Source organism: Cytobacillus sp. (assembly GCF_964223445.1).
Classification (GTDB): Bacteria; Bacillota; Bacilli; order Bacillales; family Cytobacillaceae; genus Cytobacillus.
Genome location: NZ_CAXQGS010000074.1, coordinates 1 through 23,523 on the forward strand (window position 1 = coordinate 1; position 23,523 = coordinate 23,523).

Consider the following 23,523-nt stretch of genomic DNA (forward strand, 5'->3'; position numbering starts at 1 on the left):
TGACTTTAGGGTAGCAGGAATGTTCGATTGCGCCCGTAGCTCAGCTGGATAGAGCAACGGCCTTCTAAGCCGTCGGTCGGGAGTTCGAATCTCTCCTGGGACGCCATTTACACATCTGGCAGCACTACATATCTTACCGAATTCTTACTCACCTTTTTGGTGAGTTTTTTTGTTTTTTATTTAGTTTCAATGGCAGGAGTCTGCCAGTGCAGCCCTCGACTTAAATCGTCTTTACAAACCTCTTAATATTTGAACCTCATATCAGCTGTCATCTCCCGTAATTAAAAAATTCTCTAAAATTTTTTTGTCCCAGGGAATGTGAATATATCAACAATGTAAGCGGATACAGAAAAACAGATTAATCGAAATTATCAAATAATTCATGAAAAGGGTGTTGACGGCTGATAAAAATGGGCGTAAGATAGTCCTCAATATAAGAAATTCACACCTTTAAGTTAAATAGAATTATAACCTTCATCTAAGTGAAATCTCTCTCTCAATAATGAATTTTTTTAACTTAATAATTCAGTGGTTTAAAGCGTTAATGTTTTAATGGGTTTTACTCCGAATAGGAAAAGCGTAGAAGAGGATAAGTAGTTTTATGACAGGCATTCACAGAGAGCCGGACCTGCTGAAAACCGGTAATGCCCTCTTAAAATGAACTCACCTCTGAGCGCAGTCCTGAAAGATGATCGATGATCGACTAGGGGCTGCCGGGTGTTCTTCACCCGTTATCAAAACGGACAGCATATAGCTGTTCATGAGTGCACGCACTATAAGCGTGAATCAGGGTGGTACCGTGGAACAGGTTATCAAAGCCTTTTCATCCCTTATACCTACAATCGATAGGTGTCTTTAGGGGTGGAAGGGCTTTTTATATTGGAGTTATAAATTACATGAGGAGGTTATCAACAAATGCTGCAGGAAGCTGCCTTAACAGAAACAAAAACGGAGACACATCCTGTCACCGGTGCAGATCTGTTATTAAGAGCCTTGGAGAAAGAAAATGTTGAAGTGATTTTTGGTTATCCTGGAGGAGCTGTTCTTCCACTCTACGACAAACTGTATCATTCAGAGATTCTTCATGTGCTGCCGCGTCATGAACAGGGAGGAATTCATGCTGCTGAAGGGTATGCCCGGATAACTGGAAAACCGGGTGTTGTAATTGCCACTTCAGGACCAGGAGCCACTAATATTGTTACCGGGCTTGCAGACGCAATGATGGATTCACTTCCGCTGATTGTTTTTACAGGTCAGGTGGCAACGGGAGTCATTGGATCAGACGCCTTTCAGGAGGCAGATATCCTGGGGATAACCACTCCAATTACAAAATACAATTATAAGGTCCGCAGCATTGAAGATATCCCGAGAATTGTTAAAGAAGCTTTTTATATAGCTTCAACCGGCAGGCCAGGACCGGTGCTGATCGATATCCCTAAAGATATCGCTGCGGGAATTTCAGATCAGCCCGAGGAAGAAAAGGAAGTGAATCTGCCGGGATATCAGCCGACATTGAAACCAAATTACCTGCAAATAAGGAAATTAACTGAAGCGGTCAGCAGATCGAAAAAGCCTGTCATCCTGGCTGGTGCTGGCGTGCTTCATGGAAGAGCATCCAAAGAATTAAAAGAGTACGCAGAGCAGCAGCAAATTCCTGTTATTCACACACTCTTGGGCCTCGGCGGGTTCCCGGCAGATCATCCATTATTCATCGGAATGGCAGGGATGCATGGCTGTTATGCAGCCAACATGGGACTTACAGAATGTGACTTGCTGATAAATATTGGAGCCCGATTTGATGACAGATTAACAGGAAACTTACAGCATTTTGCACCACATGCAACAGTCGCCCATATTGATATTGATCCTGCTGAAATCGGCAAGAACGTTCCGACGTCCATTCCGATTGTGGCAGATGCAAAAGAAGCTCTTGAGCAGCTGATTCTGCAGGATGGAAAACCGCCGGCCCATAAAGAATGGATGGAAACCATCCTGAGGTGGCAGGAGGAATATCCATATTTCTATGATAAAGAATCTGGACGGCTGAAACCCCAAAAAGTCATGGAAATGCTTCATTCAAAAACAGAAGGGAATGCCATCGTCGTAACAGACGTAGGGCAGCATCAAATGTGGGCAGCCCAATACTACCGCTTTAATAAGGCAGACAGATGGGTGACTTCAGGGGGGCTAGGAACAATGGGATTTGGATTCCCTGCAAGTATCGGAGCTCAGCTGGCTGACCCGGAAGCATGCGTACTCGCTATTTGCGGAGATGGAGGATTCCAAATGTCAACGCAGGAGCTTGCCGTTATACAGGAAATGAACCTGCCGGTAAAAATTATCATTTTTAATAATATGGCCCTTGGCATGGTTCGGCAATGGCAGGAGATTTTTTATGAGTCCCGCTTCTCTCACAGCAAAATCCCAGTACAGCCATCTTTCGTAAAATTGGCAGAAGCCTATGGAATAAAAGGATATGTCATTCAATCTGAAGAAGAAGCTGAAGAGTTATTGGATGAAGTGCTTCATAACCGTGAGCCAGTGCTTATCGATTTCCGGGTGGATCCGGATGAAAATGTGTATCCGATGATTGCACCTGGAAAAGGACTTCATGAAATGGCAGGTGTAAAACCATGAAAAGAGTTATATGCCTGACTGTTATGAATCGGCCGGGCGTTCTAAACAGAATCACGAATTTATTTTCCAAAAGAAACTTTAATATTGAAAGCATTTCAGTTGGCCTGTCTGAACATGAAGGGATGTCGCGCATCACTTGTGTGGTCCATGTTGAGGACTCCAGTGCCAGTGAACAAATTACAAAACAGCTAAACAAGCAAATCGATGTGATAAAAGTGACTGATATCACTGATCAATCGATAGTGGCAAGAGAGCTCGCCCTCATTAAAGTTCAGGCGGTCCCTTATACCAGAAATGAAATTTACTCATTAATTGAACCTTTCAGAGCTTCTGTAATAGATGTCAGCAAGGATAGCATGACCGTTCAGATTACAGGTGAATCTGATAAGGTAGAAGCTTTCATTGAACTCATTAAACCATATGGAATTAAAGAGCTTGCCAGGACGGGAACAACGGCATTCCCTAGAGGAACACAGCGTACTTCCCAGCAGTCCAAATCATATTCAATTGTTTAATAAATCTATTACTAAAATATAAAATTTTAATCGGAGAGGGAGATAAAACATGGCAAAAATGTACTATAACGGAGATGCAAATGCAGCTTATTTAAACGGAAAGAAAGTAGCGGTTATCGGATATGGATCTCAGGGACATGCGCATGCGTTAAACATGAGGGACAGCGGAGTTGAAGTTGTAATCGGCCTTAGAAAAGGGAAGTCTTGGGAAAAAGCAGAAGAAGACGGCTTCCAGGTATACTCAGTGGGTGAGGCAGCAGCACAGGCAGATGTAGTGATGATTCTATTGCCGGATGAACTCCAGCCAAAAGTATACAAGGAAGAAATTGAACCGAATCTATCAAACCAGGCATTAATGTTTGCCCATGGATTTAATATCCATTTTAATCAGATCGTGCCTCCAAAAGAGTGTGATGTATTGCTTGTAGCACCAAAAGGGCCAGGGCATTTGGTCAGAAGAACATATGAACAGGATGAAGGTGTCCCAGCTCTGTTTGCAGTACATCAGTATGTAACAGGAGAATAAAAGGAGCTTGCCCTTTCTTACGCTAAAGCCATTGGGTCACTTCGCGCAGGTGCATTGGAAACAACTTTTAAAGAAGAAACGGAGACAGATCTGTTTGGTGAACAGGCAGTGCTTTGCGGAGGGCTTACTTCATTGGTTAAAGCAGGATTTGAAACTCTTACAGAAGCAGGCTATCAGCCGGAACTTGCATACTTTGAATGTCTGCATGAGCTTAAACTCATCGTTGACCTTATGTATGAAGGAGGTCTGGAAGGAATGCGCTATTCCATCTCGGATACTGCACAATGGGGTGACTTTGTCAGCGGCCCGCGCGTGGTAGATGCAAGGGTGAAAGAAGAAATGAAGGCAGTTTTGAAAGATATCCAGGAAGGTAATTTTGCTAAAGGCTGGATTTTGGAGAACCAGGCAAATAGACCGGTATTTAATGCCGTGAATCAGAGAGAGAATGAGCATCCAATTGAACAGGTAGGAAGAGAGCTTCGCAAAATGATGCCGTTTGTCAATAGCAGCAAGAAGAAAGAAGTGGTCGTAAGTGCAAACAATTAAAATATTTGACACAACGTTACGAGATGGCGAACAATCAGCAGGTGTCAACCTTAACTTTTCCGAAAAGTTAGAAATCGCCAGGCAGCTGGAGCGCCTGAATGTAGATATTATTGAAGCCGGTTTTCCTGCAGCGTCCAAAGGTGATTTTGCTTCTGTACAGAAAATTGCCCAGACGATTAAAAATTGCTCGGTCACAGGACTGGCAAGAGCAGTTATCTCTGACATAGATGCTGCATGGGGAGCATTAAAGGACGGGGCTGAGCCAAGAATACATACATTCCTGGCAACCTCTCCAATCCACAGGCAATATAAGCTAAAGAAAACGAAAGAAGAAGTGGTTGAAACAGCAGTAGAAACAGTTAAGTATGCTGCTTCAAAGTTTCCGATCGTCCAATGGTCTGCAGAGGATGCTACCAGAACAGAATTGCCTTTTCTTGCTGAAATAATTGAAAGGGTCATCCAGGCAGGGGCGAGGATCATCAATATACCGGATACTGTTGGATATACAACACCTCAGGAATATGGAGAGATATTTCAATATCTAAGAAATCATGTTCCTTCTATTGATAAAGTGTCTCTATCGGCTCATTGCCATGATGACTTGGGAATGGCCATAGCTAATTCCCTTTCAGCTATAGAGAATGGAGCAACACAGGTTGAGGGCACCATCAACGGGATTGGTGAAAGAGCTGGAAATGCGGCTTTGGAGGAGCTGGCGGTAGCCCTTTATATCCGGAATGATCATTATCAGGCTTCGACGCGTCTGAACCTTCAGGAAATCAGCAGAACGAGCAGCCTGATCAGCAAGCTGACAGGCATGGTGGTACCTGCAAATAAAGCAATTGTCGGAAGAAATGCTTTTGCACATGAATCAGGAATACATCAGGATGGGGTACTGAAGGAAAAAACAACTTATGAAATTATTTCCCCTGATCTAGTCGGATTCCAATCCAATTCCATGGTGCTTGGAAAACATTCTGGACGTCATGCCTTTAAAAACCGCTTGAGTGAACTGGGGCTTGAAGTAGCAGATGAAGAAGCAAACCGTCTATTCACAGTTTTCAAAGATTTGGCCGACCGCAAAAAAGAGATGACAGACGACGACCTTGCAGCCATCGTACTTGAAGAGAAGCTCTCCAAGGAGCAGCGGTTCTATGATTTAATCGGTATTCAAATTCAATATGGCACTAACTCTGTTCCGACTGCAACTGTTACTCTGTCAGGATCGAACAACGAAGTGATCCAGGAAGCGGGTACTGGAGCAGGAAGCATCGAAGCGCTCTATAACACATTGGAAAAATGCCTGAATGGAACAGCTAACCTTCTGGATTACCGCATTCAATCCGTTGGGGCCGGAAGAGACGCATTAGCACAGGTTTATGTAAAGCTTAACTACGAAGGAATGGAAACCAGCGGCCGCGGTTTGGCCCAGGATGTGCTTGAGGCTTCCTCAAAAGCTTACTTGAACGCTGTTAATAGAGTGATATATATGAAAGAGAAAGCACAGGCACAGGCGGTAGAGGCGAATTGATCGAGCTCCCGTTCTTCCCCTGCGGAAAGCAAGTAACATGTGCTGAAATCAAAGTGCTTCATTCACTAAACGATAATAAATAAGCCCAAACAAACAAACAGACGGAGGGATTAAAAATGAAAAAACGTATCGCAGTACTTCCAGGAGATGGGATCGGCAAAGAAGTGGTGAAGGGGGCAATTGAAGTCCTGCAGGCCGTTGGAGAACGGTTCGGACATCAATTCCAATTTTCATATGGCAAAATCGGCGGATCTGCTATTGATGAAGCAGGAACTCCTCTGCCTGATGAAACGCTGGAGCTTTGCAAAGATAGCGATGCGGTCATGCTGGGAGCGGTTGGAGGGCCTAAATGGGACCGGCAGCCTCCCCACCTTCGTCCTGAAAAGGGTCTTTTGAAGATCCGCAAGGAATTAAATCTCTATGCCAATCTGCGGCCAACCCAATATTATTCCAGCCTTTCTGATACTTCTCCTTTAAAAAATGAAGTAATTGAAGGTGTGGATATGCTGATGGTCAGGGAATTAACCGGCGGCCTGTATTTCGGAAAGCCAAGCGAGAGGACCAAGCAAAACGGCAAAGATGCTGTGGTAGATACATTGTTTTATCAAAAAGAAGAAATGCGGCGTGTTATTAAACTGGCTTTTGAACTTGCCGGAAGCCGCCGTGGCAAGGTGACTTCTGTTGACAAGGCCAATGTCCTGGAATCAAGCCGAATGTGGAGAGAGGTAGCAGAGGACATCGCAAAGCAATATCCGGAAGTTGCATTGGAGCATATGCTGGTTGACAATGCAGCGATGCAAATGATTAAAAATCCGAAGCAGTTCGATGTTGTAGTAACGGAAAATATGTTTGGCGATATTTTGAGCGATGAAGCGTCTGTATTGACTGGCTCTTTAGGGATGCTTCCTTCTGCCAGCATTTCTGAAAACGGACCTTATTTATACGAACCAATCCATGGCTCAGCACCGGATATTCAAGGGAAGAATGCAGCCAATCCTATTGCCATGATTTTATCAGCAGCCATGATGCTTCGCTTATCTTTCGGAATGGAAGAGGAAGCTGAAGCGGTTGAGAATGCTGTTAATCAAGTGCTTGAAGCTGGCTATCGAACAAGAGATATTGTTTCATTTGGAAAAAAGGTAGTTACTACTTCTGAAATGATTGAAGAGGTGAAGGCTACCCTTTTGGATAACGAAGCTATTCTAAATATCATGGGGGCTTATGCATAAAAGCTGAAATGATGGCTGGACACAGTTTCAGCTGATTTTAAAAACTGAGACACGGCCTTCATCGGCCGTGTTTCTTTTAAAAAGGGAGTGGAGCAGAATGGGAAAATCAATAATAGATAAGATTTGGGAAAAGCATGTAGTCCACAGGGAAGAGGGAAAGCCGGATTTGATGTACATAGACCTCCACTTGGTGCATGAAGTTACATCCCCTCAGGCTTTTTCCGGTTTAAGAATGAAAAACAGGAAAGTGAGAAGGCCTGATAAAACGTTTGCTACAGTTGACCACAATATTCCTACTGATAACCGAAAAGTCATCAATGATCCTGTTGCATTAAATCAAATGACCACTTTGGAAAAAAACTGCCTGGAATTCGGCATCCCTCTTGCCGGGCTGGATAGTCCTGAACAGGGGATTGTACATGTGATCGGTCCGGAGCTGGGGCTTACTCAGCCAGGCATGACGATTGTTTGCGGCGACAGCCATACATCCACTCATGGAGCATTTGGATCAATAGCATTTGGCATTGGAACAAGTGAAGTGGAGCATGTCATGGCTACCCAGACTTTATGGCAAAGCAAGCCTAAAACATTAAAGCTGGAGATTAATGGCGAGCTGAAAAAGGGTGTTACCGCTAAAGATGTCATACTTTATATTATTGCTCAAAACGGAATTGGCTTTGGCACGAGTCATATTATTGAATATTGCGGGGATGCCATTGCGAAAATGTCAATGGAAGAAAGAATGACGATTTGCAATATGTCCATTGAAGGAGGAGCAAGGGCGGGGCTTGTCAGTCCTGATGAAACGACGTTTGCGTATCTGCAAGGACGGAAGTATGCACCAGAAGGAGCAGAATTTGCGCAAGCGGTCGAGAATTGGAAAGAGCTTGTATCCGATCCTGATGCGGATTACGATAAAACCATTCGAATTGATGCAGCAGATATTGCGCCAATGGTAAGCTGGGGAACGAATCCTTCAATGACTTCCAAAATAAATGAACAGCTTCCAAAACTTGAGGAATGCAAGAATGAGCTTGAACAAAAGTCACTTTCCAGAGCGTTAGATTATATGGGGCTGCAGGAAGGGCAGAGAATTGAAGACATTCAGATTCAGCATGTTTTCATCGGGTCCTGTACAAATTCCCGGCTGGAAGACTTAAAACAGGCCGCGGAAATAATTAGAGGGAAGAAGGTTCATCCTCGAGTCCGTGCACTTGTTGTTCCAGGGTCACAGCAGGTCAAAAAGCAGGCGGAGGCTGAAGGACTGGATCTAATCTTTAAGCAGGCTGGTTTTGAATGGAGGGAATCAGGCTGCAGCATGTGTTTGAGCATGAATAATGATATTGTGCCAAGCGGCGAGCATTGTGCATCAACATCCAACCGAAATTTTGAAGGACGCCAGGGATCAGGGGCCAGAACACATCTTGTCAGTCCATTAATGGCGGCAGCTGCAGCTTTGTACGGACATTTTGTGGACGTAGGTGCTTTGCTTAGTGCAGAAACAGTTCAATAAGAAGGAGGAGAACAAAATGAGCGGATTTAAAACACTGCAAGGGAAAGCTGCTGCTTTAGATAGAGCAAATGTGGATACCGATCAGATTATCCCCAAGCAATTTCTTAAAAGAATTGAGAAAACGGGGTTTGGACAGTACCTATTCTATGACTGGAGATTTACAAAAGATGGTTTGCCAAACCCTGAGTTTGAGTTGAATAAGGAAGAAAACCAGGGTGCCCCTATCCTCATTGCAAATGAAAACTTCGGCTGCGGTTCTTCGAGGGAGCATGCACCATGGGCTTTAGGAGATTATGGCTTTAAAGTCATCATTGCCCCTTCATTTGCTGATATTTTTCATCAAAATTGCTTAAAAAATGGACTATTGCCAATCACTCTTCCGGCTGAAACTGTCGAATATCTGCTAAAGAGTGCTAAAAGCCAGCCGTACGAATTGAAGGTTGATTTGCAGAATCAAGTTATTGAAGATGAACATAATTTTTCAGCGTCATTTTCTATTAATGATTACTGGAAAAAAATGCTGATTAATGGCTGGGATGAAATAGAGATTACCCTTCAATTAGAAAAAAACATTTCAAATTTTGAAGGAAAACAGTTAGCAGTACAGTAAGAATGTGTGAAAGATTCATGGCGGGAAACCATGAATCTTTTTGTTTTTCTGCTGATTCATGCTACACTAACTTCAAAAATATAAGTTGAGGCGGTACTAGCATGGGAAAGCGGGAACGGAAAAAACAAAACAATAAAATAATTCTATTCCCCGGCCTTGAGAAAAGACTGCTGGAAAAAGGGCTTGAGTCCTTTCAGCTGAAAAGGTATCAGGAATCGATCCAGTACTTTGAAGAAGCGAAGGTGATGGATCCTGATAATACCGATGTCCATATCGGGCTTGTTCTGGCATATTATGAAGCGGGAGCTTTGGAAAAAGCGAAAGAACTGGCTAATAAAATGCTCCAGACAGGCATTGGGGATTACATACAAGTAATGGATCTTTATTTAATGATCCTTGTGCAGCTGCATCAATACAGCGAGATTGCAGCAATGATTGAAGTTCTCCTTGAAGAGAGGGAGATTCCGAAGGAGAAGTTTGAACATTTCAGCAGAATGCTTGAGTTCAGCAGAAAGATGGGTGCTTCACCCTCCGAAGCCGAGATTGAAGCACCTGAAATGGAGAAATTCAAGGGTAGAAAGCTCGATCTGTTCTCCTGCCAGGATCAGCATGAACAAATGCAGATTGCTGCACAGCTGGCAGAACATAATATCAGGCCATATATAGAAGATATTAAAGCATACCTTGAAGCAGATGACGGAAATCCTTTCTTTAAAACGATGCTGTTAAATGTGCTTACAGAGCATGAATATGATAAATATGTACCGATTCGGAAGTTTAATAAAAGTGTCCGGGTTATTCCTGCTGAACTCCCCCCTGTACATCGGCAGCCGATGCTGTTAAAAATAGTCAATAAACTGGAGATTCAAATTGAGCAGGAAGATCCGGTATTATATGAAAATACAAAGAGCCTTGCAGAAAGGCACTTTTTCCTGTTATATCCGCTTGAAGCCTCACCGGATAATGCTGCGTCCTGGGCGGCGGCATACCATATGCTTTCATATGAGTATCATGGCTTAACCAGTTCTATCAGCAAACTGGGAGATATTTATGAAGCTCCAGATGAGGAAATAGAGCAGGCTCTTGTCTTAATAAGAAAGATAGAAGAAATTTCTTATCCCAATATTTAGCCTTCAATGTTGAAAGACAGAGAGTGTATGTTATAATATAATGGTTGTATTATGTGTATATATACATTTTTTTTAATGGATATGGCTTGAAAACAAGAGATATTCATAACATTCTGTGTTGAATGAAATGACAATAGATTTTTGGAGGGAAATGATTGTATGTCTGCTAAATTTGAAAAGTTAGAAGGGAACCGCGGGGTTCTTACAATTGAAGTAGATGCAGAGAAAGTAAACGAAGGCTTAGACGCTGCATTTAAAAAAGTAGTTAAGCAAGTTAACGTTCCAGGATTCCGTAAAGGGAAAATGCCTCGCGGAATGTTTGAAAAGCGTTTCGGAATTGAATCTTTATACCAGGATGCAGTAGATTATCTTCTTCCAGAAGCCTATGCTAATGCAATTGATGAAACAGGCGTTGAGCCGGTAGATCGTCCTGAAATCGATGTTGAGCAAATCGAAAAAGGAAAAAGCCTTATCTTCAAAGCTACAGTTACTGTTAAGCCTGAAGTAAAGCTTGGCGAATACAAAGGCCTTGAAGTTAAGCCGCTTGAAACAAACGTTACAGATGAAGATGTTAACAGCGAGCTAACTTCACTTCAGGAAAGACAAGCTGAACTTGCCGTTAAAGAAGAAGGAAAAGCTGAAAATGGCGATACAGTTGTTATGGACTTTGAAGGGTTCGTTGATGGCGAAGCTTTCGAAGGCGGAAAAGCTGAGAACTACTCTTTAGAACTTGGTTCAGGACAATTCATCCCTGGCTTTGAAGATCAGCTGGCTGGTACTGCAGCTGGAGAATCTAAGGAAGTTGAAGTTACATTCCCAGAGGAATACCATGCTGCTGAGCTAGCTGGAAAGCCTGCAACTTTTAAAGTAACTGTACATGAAATCAAAACAAAACAGCTTCCTGAGCTTGATGATGAGTTTGCTAAAGATGCAGACGAAGAAGTTGAAACTTTGGATGCATTAAAAGAAAAAATTAAAACTCGCTTAGAAGAAAGCAAAAAGCATGAAGCTGAGCACCATGTCCGCGATACTGTTGTTGAAGCAGCAGCAGCTAACGCTGAAATGGAAATTCCAGCTGCTATGGTTGACACAGAAGTTAACCGCATGATGCAGGAATTTGAACAGCGTCTGCAAATGCAAGGCATGAACCTTGAACTGTACTTCCAGTTCTCCGGACAGGATGAAGATGCACTGCGCGAGCAAATGAAAGAGGAAGCTGAAAAACGCGTACGCGTTAACCTGACTCTTGAAGCAATTGCAAAAGCAGAAAACATCGAAGTAAGCGATGAAGAAGTTACAGAAGAACTTAACAAAATGGCAGAAATGTACAACATGTCTGCTGACCAGATCACACAAGCTCTTGGAAGCCTTGAAGGCCTAAAAGCAGATCTTCAAATTAAAAAAGCAGTCGATTTTCTTGTGGAAAATAGCAAGACTGTTGCATAATAGAAGTAGTAGTAAACAAGGCGCGAGTTTATCGTGCCTTGTTTTATACCATCAAGACCATACATAATGAAAATCTCCCTTGTATCTTTTGCCTGGTGAAAAGTTTTACGGCATATTGGACATGGACAGGAATACAAATACATATATAGATAATTTAATTATCGGTCCAAGGGACCGACTTAATTTAGCCATTTTTGGTTAAGCTTATGAAAGTACATATAAAATTCAGCCTGTTTTTTCTTTGCGAAATGCCATCACATGCATGCATACATAATTGGAATGTTTTAAGAGTTATCATTTCCTGTCCACTGTAAAAATGTGTTACAATGCAATACATAACTGCTGAAGGTTTTGATTTTTAAGAAAGTGTGAATTATTAAAGAGGGCATGTTTGCACGTATATTTCACAGAGTCCACTATAATTCCCAACCTTTCTATGGCTGAATAAAGAACTATTTGCATGTGATCTCGCAAGCTTAATATATCGTTTTGAAGTTTTTTCAAGGGGTGAAGGATTTGTTTAAATTTAATGATGAAAAAGGGCAATTGAAATGTTCTTTCTGTGGCAAGACACAGGATCAGGTCCGCAAACTTGTTGCTGGGCCAGGAGTATATATATGTGATGAATGCATTGAGCTTTGCACTGAAATTGTGGAAGAAGAGCTGGGGACAGAAGAAGAAGTGGAATTCAAAGATGTTCCAAAGCCAGCAGAAATCCGCGATATTCTGGATGAGTACGTAATTGGCCAGGATCAGGCTAAGAAATCGTTATCTGTAGCAGTATATAATCACTATAAGCGCATCAATTCCAACAGCAAGATTGATGAAGTTGAACTATCAAAAAGTAATATTGCCATGATCGGTCCGACTGGAAGCGGTAAAACCTTGCTGGCTCAGACATTGGCCCGTATTCTAAATGTTCCGTTTGCAATAGCAGACGCAACATCTTTGACTGAAGCCGGATATGTCGGGGAAGATGTTGAAAACATCCTCCTAAAGCTTATTCAGGCAGCAGATTATGATGTGGAAAAGGCAGAAAAAGGAATCATTTATATCGATGAGATTGATAAAGTTGCACGTAAGTCGGAAAATCCGTCAATTACTCGTGATGTATCGGGTGAAGGTGTTCAGCAGGCTCTATTGAAAATTCTGGAAGGTACAGTTGCGAGCGTACCGCCACAAGGGGGCCGCAAACATCCTCATCAGGAATTTATCCAGATTGACACGACCAATATCCTGTTTATTTGCGGCGGCGCATTTGATGGCATCGAGCAAATTATTAAACGCCGTTTAGGCCAGAAGGTTATTGGCTTTGGATCCGACCAGAATCAAAAAGAAATTGAGCCAAAGGATCTTCTTGCAAAGGTGCTTCCTGAAGACCTGCTGAAATTCGGGTTAATTCCTGAATTTATCGGGCGTCTTCCGGTTATTGCAAGTCTTTCCCAGCTTGATGAAGCTGCATTAATTGAGATTTTAACTAAACCTAAAAATGCACTTGTCAAACAATACCAGAAAATGCTTGAACTTGACGATGTTGAGCTTGATTTTGAAGAAGGCGCACTTGAAGAAATTGCTAAAAAAGCAATTGAAAGAAAAACAGGGGCCCGCGGTCTGCGCTCCATTATTGAAGGAATCATGCTGGATGTAATGTTTGATCTTCCATCGCGCGAAGATATTAAAAAGTGCATTATTACGAAAGAAACGGTTATTGACAATGGTTCGCCAAAACTTGTTTTGGAGGACGGAACAGTTGTAGAAGAAGAGCGCAAGACTTCAGCATAATAAAAAGTGGCCAGCCTTGGGGCATGGCCACTTTTTATGCCTTTCGGAATTTAAAACTTTGTATACTTAGGATTGTCAAGCGCCACCTTCCTCGCGAACAATCGGTGGTGGACAAGACGCTTACTTTTAAATGAATTCCTTGTTTATTCCAACTCAGTCAGGGAGATACTAGCATTATCAACGAGAACAAATAATGCAGGAGGGAACACAATGAGTTGGACGGGGATCGCTTTATTTATCCAATTGTTTTTTGGAATTGTCATTGGACTTTACTTTTGGAATTTGCTTAGGAGCCAGCGGACACAAAAGGTTTCTATCGACCGTGAATCAAGGAAGGAAATGGATGTATTAAAAAAGATGCGTTCCATTTCACTAACTGAACCATTATCAGAAAAAGTTCGTCCAGCCAGTTTTGCAGACATTGTGGGGCAGGAGGATGGAATTAAATCTCTGAAAGCGGCATTGTGCGGACCCAATCCTCAACATGTTATAATATATGGTCCCCCTGGCGTGGGAAAAACGGCTGCGGCCAGATTGGTACTGGAAGAAGCTAAGAAAAATGCAAAGTCCCCTTTTGAGAAAGCTTCTGTTTTTATAGAACTGGATGCTACTACGGCGAGATTCGATGAGAGGGGCATTGCAGATCCTCTGATTGGTTCTGTTCATGATCCTATCTATCAGGGTGCTGGGGCAATGGGCCAGGCGGGAATTCCGCAGCCTAAACAGGGTGCTGTTACAAATGCGCATGGAGGCGTACTTTTTATTGACGAAATCGGTGAGCTTCACCCCATACAGATGAACAAGCTTCTGAAAGTGCTTGAAGACCGGAAAGTATTTCTGGAAAGTGCTTATTATAATGAAGAAAATACTCAAATACCAACCCATATTCATGATATTTTTAAAAATGGCCTGCCTGCGGACTTCCGCCTGATCGGAGCAACTACCAGGACTCCGAATGAAATACCGCCTGCCATCCGTTCAAGATGCATGGAGGTTTTTTTCAGAGAGCTAGCTGAAGAAGAGATTTCAGCTGTAGCAAAAAAGGCTTCGGAAAAGGTTAATCTCACTATTAGTGAAAATGCGCTTGGCATTCTTGCTAATTATGCAAGAAATGGGCGGGAAGCGGTTAATATGATTCAAATCTCTGCAGGTTTAGCGATTACTGAAGACCGAGATTACATAAAAGATGAAGATATTGAATGGGTTGTGCAATCGAGTCAGCTTTCACCGAGAATGGAAAGAAAAATCAATTCCCATTCTGCTGTTGGTCTAGTAAATGGGCTGGCCGTATATGGACCGAACACAGGTGCTTTGCTTGATATTGAAGTTACTGTAATTCCTGCAAAAGAAAAAGGCAGTATAAATATTACAGGCATAGTAGAAGAAGAAAGTATTGGCGGCCAAGGAAAATCAATCCGCAGAAAAAGTATGGCCAAGGGTTCAATTGAAAATGTTATTACTGTTTTGAGATCAATGGGCGTACCGGCTGACGAATATGATATTCATGTCAACTTCCCTGGCGGAGTTCCAATTGACGGCCCTTCTGCGGGCATTGCTATGGCGACAGGGATCTATTCTGCTATTTATAAACGGCCAGTGGACAATACTGTAGCTATGACCGGGGAAATCAGCATACATGGGTACGTTAAGCCAATTGGAGGAATATATCCAAAGGTGAAAGCTGCCAAAAAAGCAGGAGCACAGACAGTAATTATCCCAAAAGAAAATATGCAATCCATCTTAAAGGAGATAACAGGTATTAAGATTATTCCTGTAACCCATTTGAATGAAGTATTTGATGCAGCGCTGCAAAAAGAGTATCTCAAAGAGCAGGCCATAACCGCTTCAATCGAATTAAAGAAAAAAGAGAGCATATGATGTGTGGCCCAGTAACCCATTCAGGGTTTGTCAGTTATGGAAAAACCGCTGTACAAACGCCTCCCGCTAATCGCGGTCAGAAACTTCGGTTTGCAGTTTAGGCTACAAACCGAAGTTTTATTTGCGTAAAGAAGGATAAAGTGTAATTATAAATGAATATCTTTTTAATACAGGCTTTCAGCAATTTCTCTTTAATAGACACTGCTATTTAAATACGATAGAATTGTACAAAGAAATTATTAGCAATAATGGGGTTAAAAAGATGCATTTTGGAGGTGCAATGGAATGGCGAAAAAGAAAGAAATCATCGTCCCCCTCCTGCCGCTTCGGGGCTTGCTTGTTTATCCGACCATGGTTCTGCATTTGGATGTAGGCCGTGAGAAATCGGTTCAGGCTCTTGAAAAAGCAATGGTAGATGACCATTTAATTTTCTTAACAACACAAAAGGATATATCTATAGATGAACCATCAGAAGATGATCTATATGGAATGGGCACGCTAACACGTGTAAAGCAGATGCTCAAGCTTCCAAACGGTACAATCCGTGTTCTTGTTGAAGGGCTTAAGAGAGCGGAAATCATTGATTTTCAGGAAGAAGCCGAACATTATTCCGTTAGTGTGAAGGTTTTTGAGGATCCTGAGACCAAGGACGTAGAAGATCAGGCATTGATGAGGACCATGCTTGAATATTTTGAGCAATACATAAAGGTATCGAAGAAGATTTCAGCCGAAACGTACTCCTCTGTAGCAGATATAGAAGAGCCGGGGCGCATGGCAGATATCATTTCTTCCCATTTGCCTTTAAAGCTTAAAGAAAAACAGGAAATTCTTGAAACCATTGATGTAAAAGAGCGCATGAACCAGGTTATCGAAATCATTCATAATGAAAAAGAAGTTCTGAACCTTGAAAAAAAGATTGGCCAGCGTGTGAAAAAATCAATGGAGCGAACGCAGAAGGAATATTATTTGCGTGAACAGATGAAAGCAATCCAAAAAGAGCTGGGGGATAAGGAAGGCAAGACAGGAGAAATAGCTGAGCTGACGGAAAAGATTGAAAATGCAGGCATGCCTGAGCATGTCGAGCTGACAGCTTTAAAAGAACTGGACCGATATGAGAAAGTTCCATCCAGTTCAGCTGAAAGTGCAGTTATCCGCAACTATATCGAATGGCTTGTCACATTGCCATGGTCAAGGGCAACAGATGATGACTTGGATATCCTGAAGGCGGAAAGAATTTTGAATGAAGACCATCACGGCCTGGAAAAAGTTAAGGAACGGGTTCTGGAATACCTCGCGGTGCAAAAGCTGACGAATTCCCTTAAGGGGCCGATTCTTTGTCTTGCTGGCCCTCCGGGTGTCGGTAAAACAAGCCTTGCGCGTTCTATTGCAACATCGCTTAACCGCAATTTCGTCCGGGTATCCCTAGGCGGGGTCCGGGATGAGTCTGAGATTCGCGGACATAGAAGGACTTATGTAGGTGCCATGCCTGGCCGCATCATTCAGGGCATGAAAAAGGCAGGGACCATTAACCCTGTGTTCCTGCTTGATGAAATTGACAAAATGTCTTCTGATTTCCGCGGGGATCCTTCATCTGCGATGCTGGAGGTTTTAGACCCTGAGCAGAACCATAATTTTAGTGATCATTATATTGAAGAAACATATGATCTCTCAAAGGTCATGTTTATAGCAACAGCCAACAATCTCGGGACGATCCCTGGTCCGCTGCTGGACAGAATGGAAGTTATCACGATTGCAGGCTATACAGAGCAAGAGAAGATTCATATAGCAAAAGACCACCTGCTGCCTAAGCAAATTAAAGAACATGGACTTTCCAAATCACAGCTTCAGATTCGTGAAGATGGCCTGCAGAAGGTAGTCCGCTATTATACTCGTGAGGCAGGAGTCCGGGGGTTGGAGCGTCAGCTGGCTACTATCTGCAGAAAAACGGCGAAAATTATCGTATCCGGCGAAAAGAAGAAAGTGATTGTGAATAGTAAAAATACTGATGAGTTTCTTGGAAAGCCTAAATACCGCTACGGTCAGGCTGAGCTTGAAGACCAGGTTGGCGTTGCTACAGGGCTGGCCTATACCACAGTTGGCGGCGACACCCTTCAGATAGAAGTATCCCTTTCTCCTGGAAAAGGGAAGCTTGTTCTTACAGGCAAACTTGGGGATGTTATGAAAGAGTCTGCTCAAGCGGCATTCAGTTATGTTCGTTCAAAGGCTAAAGAACTGGGCATTGATGAGAATTTCCATGAAAAGCATGACATTCACATCCATGTACCAGAAGGTGCTGTTCCAAAAGATGGTCCATCTGCAGGAATTACCATTACAACCGCACTGGTTTCTGCGCTGTCTGGAAAACCAATCCGTAAAGAAGTGGGAATGACAGGGGAGATCACCTTAAGAGGCCGAGTGCTTCCTATTGGCGGTTTGAAGGAAAAATCTTTGAGCGCCCATCGTGCAGGATTGACTAAGATTATCCTCCCTAAAGATAATGAAAAGGATATTGAAGATATCCCCGAAAGCATCAGGGAAGAGCTTGATTTTGTTTTGGTATCACATGTGGACGAAGTCTTAAAACATGCCCTGAATGGCGGTGTTCAAGCATGAAGGTAACCAGCTCAGAAATCGTCATCAGTGCTGTTAAGCCTGATCAATACCCTGAAAGTGATTTGCCGGAATTCGCCCTTGCCGGCCGTTCCAACGTCGGCAAATCTTCGTTCATTAATAAAATGCTTAATCGTAGGGGACTTGCCAGGATATCCTCTAAACCGGGGAAGACACAGACCCTGAATTTTTACCTTATTAACGAAATTCTTCATTTTGTTGATGTTCCAGGCTATGGGTATGCAAAGGTATCCAAAAAGGAACGCGAAGCATGGGGAAAGATGATAGAAACATACTTAACCAGCAGAGAACAGTTAAAAGCAGTTGTGCTGATAGTTGATTTGCGCCATCCCCCTACAAGTGACGATGTCATGATGTACGACTTTTTAAAGCATTATGAAATTCCTTGTATAGTGATTGCTACCAAAGCGGATAAAATACCTAAGTCCAAGTGGCAAAAACATATGAAAATCACGGAAGAAACATTGGATATCGATCCGAATGATCAGATTATTATGTTTTCCTCTGAAACGGGTTATGGAAAAGACAAGGCTTGGTCGGCATTGAAAAGCTTTATGTAAAAAAAAATCCCGCTGCAATGGGCAGCGGGATTTTTGTATTTCTGAATTAAGGTCTTTCCTCCTAGGAGTGCTTTCATTGCAATATTTCGAAGGGGAATAGATTATGGGGTAAAATGGATAAAATGTTTGTCGAAGGGTGAGGAATCTGAAGAATACTGGAGGATATGGAGTCATATTGGAGTTCAAAGAGGGTCAGTTGATGAGAACAGCTTAAATTCTTTAATATCATTAATTATCATATAATATGAATTTTGAGAATATTTTAAAATCATGATAGAGTTAAGGGGCATTTATAAAAGAGAGATACTGAAGGGGGAATTTAGACTAGTGAGACATTGGTTAAAAGGAATTATAGCAGCTGCTTTTGTTTTGGTCCTGGCGGCATGCGGATCAGAGGAAGCGTCTAAAAGCGGAATGGATTTGGTAGACGAAGACAAATTTACGTACGCTGCTTCGGGAGAGTTCAAACCTTTTAGTTATACAAATGATGATGGAAGCATGAGCGGCTTTGATATTGATGTGGCCGAGGCTGTAGCAAAAGAACTCGGGCTTGAGCCGGTTCAGAATAAATTTAAGTTTGGCGGTATTGTCGAAGGTGTGAAGTCCGGCCGTTTTGATGCAGCGGTAGCCAGTCACACCATTACAGAAGAACGTTTGAAGGCAGTCAATTTTTCTACGCCATATTACTATTCCGGCCCGCAAATATATGTGCGTCCAGACAGCAGCGTTGAAACGCTTGCCGATCTCGAAGGCATGGAAATAGCAGTATCCAAGGGTTCTACATACACTTCAAATGCAGAGGAGGTTACAGATAACATCCAGTTCTACGATAGTGATGTCGTCGCCCTGGAGGCCTTGAGCAAGGGAAAACATGATGCTGTCATCACTGACTTCGTAACAGGTAAAGAAGCGATTGGGGCCGGAATGAAAATCGAAGGCAAAGAGCTGCTGGGCCGCAGTGAGCAGGCAATTGCTGTTGCAAAGGATAATAAAGAGCTGCTCGAAAAAGTGAATGAAGCTCTTGAAACACTTCGCGAGAATGGAACACTCACAGAAATCAGCAAAAAATATATCGGTGAAGATATAACAGTTGATCCTGAGAAGGAATAACATTGCGGGCGGATGTGTGACAAACATTCGCCTGTTTTGTTTTTACACATTCTGAAATAGCCATCTGAAGGGGGATTTTTGTGGATTTGCTTACAAAGTTTATTGATACATATCCCGTATTTTTAAAGGGAATGCTCTTAACCTTTCAATTAACCATTGTTGCCGTGTTTATTGCTATTTTTATAGGATTGTTTTTTGCCTTTTTAAAGATTTCAAGAATTAAAGTTCTGGAATGGATTGCGGACATCTATATTTTCCTTGTCAGGGGAACGCCTCTTGTTGTCCAGATTTTTATCTTCTATTTCGGATTGACAGCATTGGATATTTCACAGTTTTGGTCGGTTGTTCTTGGACTTGCTTTTCACAATGGTGCCTATATAGCCGAAATTTTCAGGGGCTCTATTCAATCCATAGACAAAGGACAAATGGAAGCAGGGCGATCGCTGGGTATGACTGCTGGCCTTGCAATGAGAAGGATCATTCTTCCTCAGGCTTTCCGCCGGGCTATGCCGCCTCTGGGCAATCAATTTATCATTGCTTTGAAGGATTCATCACTTGCTTCTTTTATCGGCATGTACGAGCTCTTTAACGTAGCCACGACATACGGTTCTAATGAATATGACTACATGAGCTATTTGCTGATCGTAGCTGTTTACTATTTAGTACTTGTACTTATTTTCTCCATCCTTGTAAATATGATTGAGAAAAGAATGGCAAGCAGTGATTAAGGGGGGATCAAGGCATGAGTGAATCGTATATGATTAAGGTGGAAAAATTGAACAAATCATTCGGGGATCTTCACGTACTAAAGGACATTGACATAACAGTGAAAGAAAGTGATGTTGTTTGCCTGATCGGTGCAAGCGGGTCCGGAAAAAGCACACTTCTCCGCTGTTTAAACTTTCTTGAATTAAAGGACAGCGGCAATATCATTTTTGAGGGTGAAAAGGTTGAAAAAGATACACACGATTTAAATAAAGTAAGAGAAAAAGTAGGAATGGTTTTTCAGCACTTTCATTTATTTCCTCATATGACTGTTCTCGAAAATGTGATGGAAGCACCTTTACATGTGAAAAAGCTTCCAAAGGATCAAGTGAAAAAGGATGCCCAGGAACTATTAAAAAAAGTCGGGCTTTCTGATAAGGAAAACGTATATCCATCAAAACTTTCAGGCGGACAAAAACAGCGTGTGGCCATTGCAAGGGCACTGGCAATGAAGCCTGATATCATGCTTTTTGATGAGCCGACATCTGCACTTGATCCGGAGCTTGTGGGGGAAGTGCTTTCCACAATGAAAGAGCTGGCTCTTGAAGGGATGACTATGGTCGTCGTCACTCATGAAATGGGCTTTGCAAGAGAAGTAGCAGATTGGGCTGTCTATATGCATGACGGAAAAATTGTAGAGGTGGGGCATCCGGAGGATCTGTTTAACAATCCAAAAGAACAGAGAACCAAAAATTTTCTGGATTCGGTTCTCTAAACAGTTTGAATGGTAAAAGATAGGGAAAAGCTAAATATCCCTGTCTTTTATTTTTGGATGTTTTCGAAAGGTTTGTTGCTTTATGTACCTTATTTACTGAGTTGATTGTAGCGGAAGGTGCGAGATCCTCGAAAATGCTTTCGCATTTTCTTCGTGCAGTGTTTACTCAAGGAAGCTTATTCAAAGTCCTGCGGGAGTAGCGGGACAGGTGAGACCCCACAGACGCAGCGTCGAGGAGGCTCACCGCCCCGCGGAAAGCGAGCATCCTGGAGCGGAAATCAACGGACAACATTAATAGGCCAAAAACAACAATATATACGAAAAGAGCCTTATTTTTTCTTTGATAATAAAAAATATAATCCAATTAGCATTAAAAGAATCGGCCATAGCTGCCAAACATCAGAAACACCACTTTCCAGCAGTCCCATCCACTCTGCTACCCTGTCATAAAAAAGAAGCAATGCGGCAAGAATTAAAAATAAGATACTCTGGAACAATCCTGCCCCTGTTTTCTGATGCCGAAGGAGGAAGCCGAGAGCTATTATCAGAATGAATGTTCCGATGTGATCCGGCCAAATTTCCAGGCGTTTCACCACATGAAAGTGCAGGCCAAATCCGGTTAAAATAACACCAGGCAATATGGAATCATAATCTCTTGCACCATATCCCTGAATTAAAAAGGCTGCTCCGACAATAATGAGAAGAGTCGGCCAGGAATAAAAAGGCTGTAAGGCAGTAAATCCGCTCTGCTGCAGGAAAAAGTATGCACCAAATCCGAGTAAAATAATTCCTGGGAAAATACGCTGATTTTTCATAAAAAACACCACTTCCAATAAGGTTCACTTGAATCCGGCAAGTTTTTTTGTTACTGTACATAAGGGAGTATTTGTCTATTTAGGAAACCCAGGACTGGGCTCCTTTTTAAAATATAGTACCATATGTGTTCAATATCTGTTCACATTTAAGCATTAATTGAAATAATAGAAATGATATAATTAATATTAATGAACTAGGCAATAATTCTGGGGGTGTCAATTTCAATGCATATCTTGGTCGTCGGTCTAAACTATAAAACTGCCCCTGTTGAAATCCGTGAACGTCTAACCTTTAATCCTTCACAATTGGGCGAGGCAATGCAGACATTAAATGACAAAAAAAGCATTTTAGAGAATGTCATTCTGTCTACATGCAATCGGACCGAAATTTATGCAGTTGTGGACCAGCTACATACTGGCCGCTATTATATAAAGGAATTTTTGGCAGAACATTTCAATATGGATCAGAGCGAATTTTCTCCATTCCTATTTATTTATGAAGAGGATGGGGCCATTGAGCATCTATTCAAGGTAGCATGCGGCCTTAACTCCATGATCCTTGGCGAGACACAGATTTTAGGACAGGTAAGGACAAGTTTTCTGGAGGCTCAATCAGAAAATACAACCGGAACAGTCTTCAACCACTTGTTTAAGCAGGCAGTAACGCTTGCTAAGCGGGCACACTCTGAAACGGAAATAGGGGCAAATGCAGTATCTGTCAGCTATGCAGCAGTGGAACTGGCAAAGAAGATTTTTGGCTCTCTCGAAAAGAAACATGTTCTTATTTTAGGAGCGGGTAAAATGGGTGAGCTGGCAATCCAAAACCTTCATGCCAGCGGAGCCAGTAAAGTAACAGTTATTAACCGTACATTTGAAAAAGCGCAGGATCTTGCAAGCCGCTATGCGGGCCAGGCAAAAACATTGCATGAGCTTCAATGTGCCCTTGTTGAAGCTGATATTTTAATCAGCTCTACTGGGGCCAAAGAGTTTGTTGTCACGAAGGATATGATGGCTTACGCAGAAAAAATGCGCAAAGGCAAGCCTCTATTTATGGTGGATATTGCTGTCCCAAGAGACCTGGATCCGAAATTGGCTGATCTGGACAGCGTTTTCCTATATGATATCGATGATCTTGAAGGCATTGTTGAAGCAAACCTTCAGGAGCGTAAAAAGGCAGCCCAGAAGATTCAGCTGATGATTGAAGGGGATATTGTTGAATTCAAGCAATGGCTGAACCTGCTTGGTGTTGTTCCGGTAATTTCCGCCTTGCGTGAGAAAGCACTGGCTATACAGAGTGAAACCATGACAAGCATTGAAAGAAAGCTGCCGCATTTGAGTGATCGTGATAAAAAAGTGCTGAACAAGCATACAAAGAGCATCATCAATCAGCTATTAAAAGATCCTATTTTACAAGCTAAAGAAATGGCTGGACAGAAAGATTCCGAACAGGCATTAGACTTATTTGTAAAAATCTTTAATATAGAAGAACTTGTTTCAGATCAGCAGAACGTGCACGCAGCAGCCAAAACAAAGCACGCATTCGCTCAATCACCGCAGACTTCCTTTCAATCGTAAAAGGGGTCC

17 protein-coding genes, 1 pseudogene and 1 other annotated feature are annotated in these 23,523 nt (G+C 42.4%); of the genes and pseudogenes, 17 read left to right on the forward strand and 1 reads right to left on the reverse strand.

From position 1 onward, the window contains the following. The first annotated feature begins 571 nt into the window (after positions 1 to 571). Positions 572 to 834: a binding site (T-box leader), on the forward strand. Between the two features lie 81 nt (positions 835 to 915). From ilvB to ACEQ1T_RS13720, 16 genes and pseudogenes are all read left to right on the forward strand, one after another. Then, positions 916 to 2,637 (forward strand): acetolactate synthase large subunit, encoded by a 1,722-nt coding sequence (gene ilvB, locus ACEQ1T_RS13645; RefSeq protein WP_370223365.1) that lies wholly within the window; start codon positions 916 to 918, stop codon positions 2,635 to 2,637. After that, the gene (gene ilvN, locus ACEQ1T_RS13650; RefSeq protein ID WP_009333175.1) at positions 2,634 to 3,152 is read left to right on the forward strand and encodes an acetolactate synthase small subunit; all 519 of its coding nucleotides are present in this window, start codon (positions 2,634 to 2,636) and stop codon (positions 3,150 to 3,152) included. Before ilvB ends, ilvN begins: the two co-directional genes overlap by 4 nt. 49 nt (positions 3,153 to 3,201) lie before the next feature. Beyond that, positions 3,202 to 4,224: pseudogene (ilvC, locus tag ACEQ1T_RS13655) on the forward strand (ketol-acid reductoisomerase). Then, positions 4,211 to 5,755, forward strand: coding sequence for a 2-isopropylmalate synthase (locus ACEQ1T_RS13660; RefSeq protein WP_370223367.1), 1,545 nt, complete (start codon positions 4,211 to 4,213; stop codon positions 5,753 to 5,755). Before ilvC ends, ACEQ1T_RS13660 begins: the two are co-directional and overlap by 14 nt. 116 nt (positions 5,756 to 5,871) lie before the next feature. Continuing rightward, a complete protein-coding gene (gene leuB / locus ACEQ1T_RS13665; RefSeq protein WP_206839002.1) occupies positions 5,872 to 6,984 on the forward strand; it encodes a 3-isopropylmalate dehydrogenase in 1,113 nt (370 codons plus the stop codon). Between the two features lie 97 nt (positions 6,985 to 7,081). Beyond that, complete coding sequence (gene leuC / locus ACEQ1T_RS13670; RefSeq protein WP_206839000.1) at positions 7,082 to 8,497, forward strand: 3-isopropylmalate dehydratase large subunit; 1,416 nt, start codon at positions 7,082 to 7,084, stop codon at positions 8,495 to 8,497. Positions 8,498 to 8,513: 16 nt separating this feature from the next. After that, the gene (leuD, locus tag ACEQ1T_RS13675) at positions 8,514 to 9,107 is read left to right on the forward strand and encodes a 3-isopropylmalate dehydratase small subunit (protein WP_206838998.1); all 594 of its coding nucleotides are present in this window, start codon (positions 8,514 to 8,516) and stop codon (positions 9,105 to 9,107) included. Positions 9,108 to 9,208: 101 nt separating this feature from the next. Then, a complete protein-coding gene (locus ACEQ1T_RS13680) occupies positions 9,209 to 10,237 on the forward strand; it encodes a tetratricopeptide repeat protein (RefSeq protein WP_370223369.1) in 1,029 nt (342 codons plus the stop codon). A 159-nt stretch (positions 10,238 to 10,396) separates the two neighbouring features. Beyond that, positions 10,397 to 11,683 carry a trigger factor gene (gene tig / locus ACEQ1T_RS13685; RefSeq protein ID WP_370223371.1) on the forward strand — a complete coding sequence of 429 codons (1,287 nt, stop codon included), beginning with the start codon at positions 10,397 to 10,399 and terminating at the stop codon, positions 11,681 to 11,683. Between the two features lie 516 nt (positions 11,684 to 12,199). Next, positions 12,200 to 13,465 (forward strand): ATP-dependent protease ATP-binding subunit ClpX, encoded by a 1,266-nt coding sequence (gene clpX, locus ACEQ1T_RS13690; protein ID WP_009333167.1) that lies wholly within the window; start codon positions 12,200 to 12,202, stop codon positions 13,463 to 13,465. A gap of 210 nt (positions 13,466 to 13,675) precedes the next feature. Then, the gene (gene lonB, locus ACEQ1T_RS13695; protein ID WP_370223373.1) at positions 13,676 to 15,343 is read left to right on the forward strand and encodes an ATP-dependent protease LonB; all 1,668 of its coding nucleotides are present in this window, start codon (positions 13,676 to 13,678) and stop codon (positions 15,341 to 15,343) included. A 285-nt stretch (positions 15,344 to 15,628) separates the two neighbouring features. Then, positions 15,629 to 17,956 carry an endopeptidase La gene (gene lon / locus ACEQ1T_RS13700; RefSeq protein ID WP_370223375.1) on the forward strand — a complete coding sequence of 776 codons (2,328 nt, stop codon included), beginning with the start codon at positions 15,629 to 15,631 and terminating at the stop codon, positions 17,954 to 17,956. Further along, entirely contained in the window at positions 17,953 to 18,534 is a 582-nt protein-coding gene (yihA, locus tag ACEQ1T_RS13705; protein WP_206838993.1) for a ribosome biogenesis GTP-binding protein YihA/YsxC, read from the forward strand. Before lon ends, yihA begins: the two co-directional genes overlap by 4 nt. A 327-nt stretch (positions 18,535 to 18,861) precedes the next feature. Further along, positions 18,862 to 19,644, forward strand: a complete 783-nt coding sequence (locus ACEQ1T_RS13710) for a transporter substrate-binding domain-containing protein (RefSeq protein ID WP_370223377.1) — start codon at positions 18,862 to 18,864, stop codon at positions 19,642 to 19,644. An 80-nt stretch (positions 19,645 to 19,724) separates the two neighbouring features. After that, positions 19,725 to 20,372 (forward strand): amino acid ABC transporter permease, encoded by a 648-nt coding sequence (locus tag ACEQ1T_RS13715; protein ID WP_206838991.1) that lies wholly within the window; start codon positions 19,725 to 19,727, stop codon positions 20,370 to 20,372. A 14-nt stretch (positions 20,373 to 20,386) separates the two neighbouring features. Further along, a complete protein-coding gene (locus ACEQ1T_RS13720; RefSeq protein WP_280516076.1) occupies positions 20,387 to 21,124 on the forward strand; it encodes an amino acid ABC transporter ATP-binding protein in 738 nt (245 codons plus the stop codon). A 329-nt stretch (positions 21,125 to 21,453) separates the two neighbouring features. Here ACEQ1T_RS13720 and ACEQ1T_RS13725 read toward each other — a convergent pair whose 3' ends face one another. Continuing rightward, entirely contained in the window at positions 21,454 to 21,939 is a 486-nt protein-coding gene (locus ACEQ1T_RS13725) for a LiaI-LiaF-like domain-containing protein (RefSeq protein WP_206838989.1), read from the reverse strand. 225 nt (positions 21,940 to 22,164) lie between these two features. On the opposite strand from ACEQ1T_RS13725, the gene hemA reads away from it, so the two are divergent. Continuing rightward, positions 22,165 to 23,514, forward strand: coding sequence for a glutamyl-tRNA reductase (gene hemA, locus ACEQ1T_RS13730; protein WP_206838988.1), 1,350 nt, complete (start codon positions 22,165 to 22,167; stop codon positions 23,512 to 23,514). The last annotated feature ends 9 nt before the right edge of the window (positions 23,515 to 23,523 follow it).

What these genes read in the sequence shown, in the direction of transcription:
- ilvB (WP_370223365.1), top strand. Translation starts at nt 916, where the DNA reads ATGCTGCAGGAAGCTGCCTTAACAGAAACAAAAACGGAGACACATCCT.
- ilvN (WP_009333175.1), top strand. Translation starts at nt 2,634, where the DNA reads ATGAAAAGAGTTATATGCCTGACTGTTATGAATCGGCCGGGCGTTCTA.
- leuB (WP_206839002.1), top strand. Translation starts at nt 5,872, where the DNA reads ATGAAAAAACGTATCGCAGTACTTCCAGGAGATGGGATCGGCAAAGAA.
- leuC (WP_206839000.1), top strand. Translation starts at nt 7,082, where the DNA reads ATGGGAAAATCAATAATAGATAAGATTTGGGAAAAGCATGTAGTCCAC.
- leuD (WP_206838998.1), top strand. Translation starts at nt 8,514, where the DNA reads ATGAGCGGATTTAAAACACTGCAAGGGAAAGCTGCTGCTTTAGATAGA.
- ACEQ1T_RS13680 (WP_370223369.1), top strand. Translation starts at nt 9,209, where the DNA reads ATGGGAAAGCGGGAACGGAAAAAACAAAACAATAAAATAATTCTATTC.
- tig (WP_370223371.1), top strand. Translation starts at nt 10,397, where the DNA reads ATGTCTGCTAAATTTGAAAAGTTAGAAGGGAACCGCGGGGTTCTTACA.
- lonB (WP_370223373.1), top strand. Translation starts at nt 13,676, where the DNA reads ATGAGTTGGACGGGGATCGCTTTATTTATCCAATTGTTTTTTGGAATT.
- lon (WP_370223375.1), top strand. Translation starts at nt 15,629, where the DNA reads ATGGCGAAAAAGAAAGAAATCATCGTCCCCCTCCTGCCGCTTCGGGGC.
- yihA (WP_206838993.1), top strand. Translation starts at nt 17,953, where the DNA reads ATGAAGGTAACCAGCTCAGAAATCGTCATCAGTGCTGTTAAGCCTGAT.
- ACEQ1T_RS13720 (WP_280516076.1), top strand. Translation starts at nt 20,387, where the DNA reads ATGAGTGAATCGTATATGATTAAGGTGGAAAAATTGAACAAATCATTC.
- ACEQ1T_RS13725 (WP_206838989.1), bottom strand. Translation starts at nt 21,939, where the DNA reads ATGAAAAATCAGCGTATTTTCCCAGGAATTATTTTACTCGGATTTGGT.
- hemA (WP_206838988.1), top strand. Translation starts at nt 22,165, where the DNA reads ATGCATATCTTGGTCGTCGGTCTAAACTATAAAACTGCCCCTGTTGAA.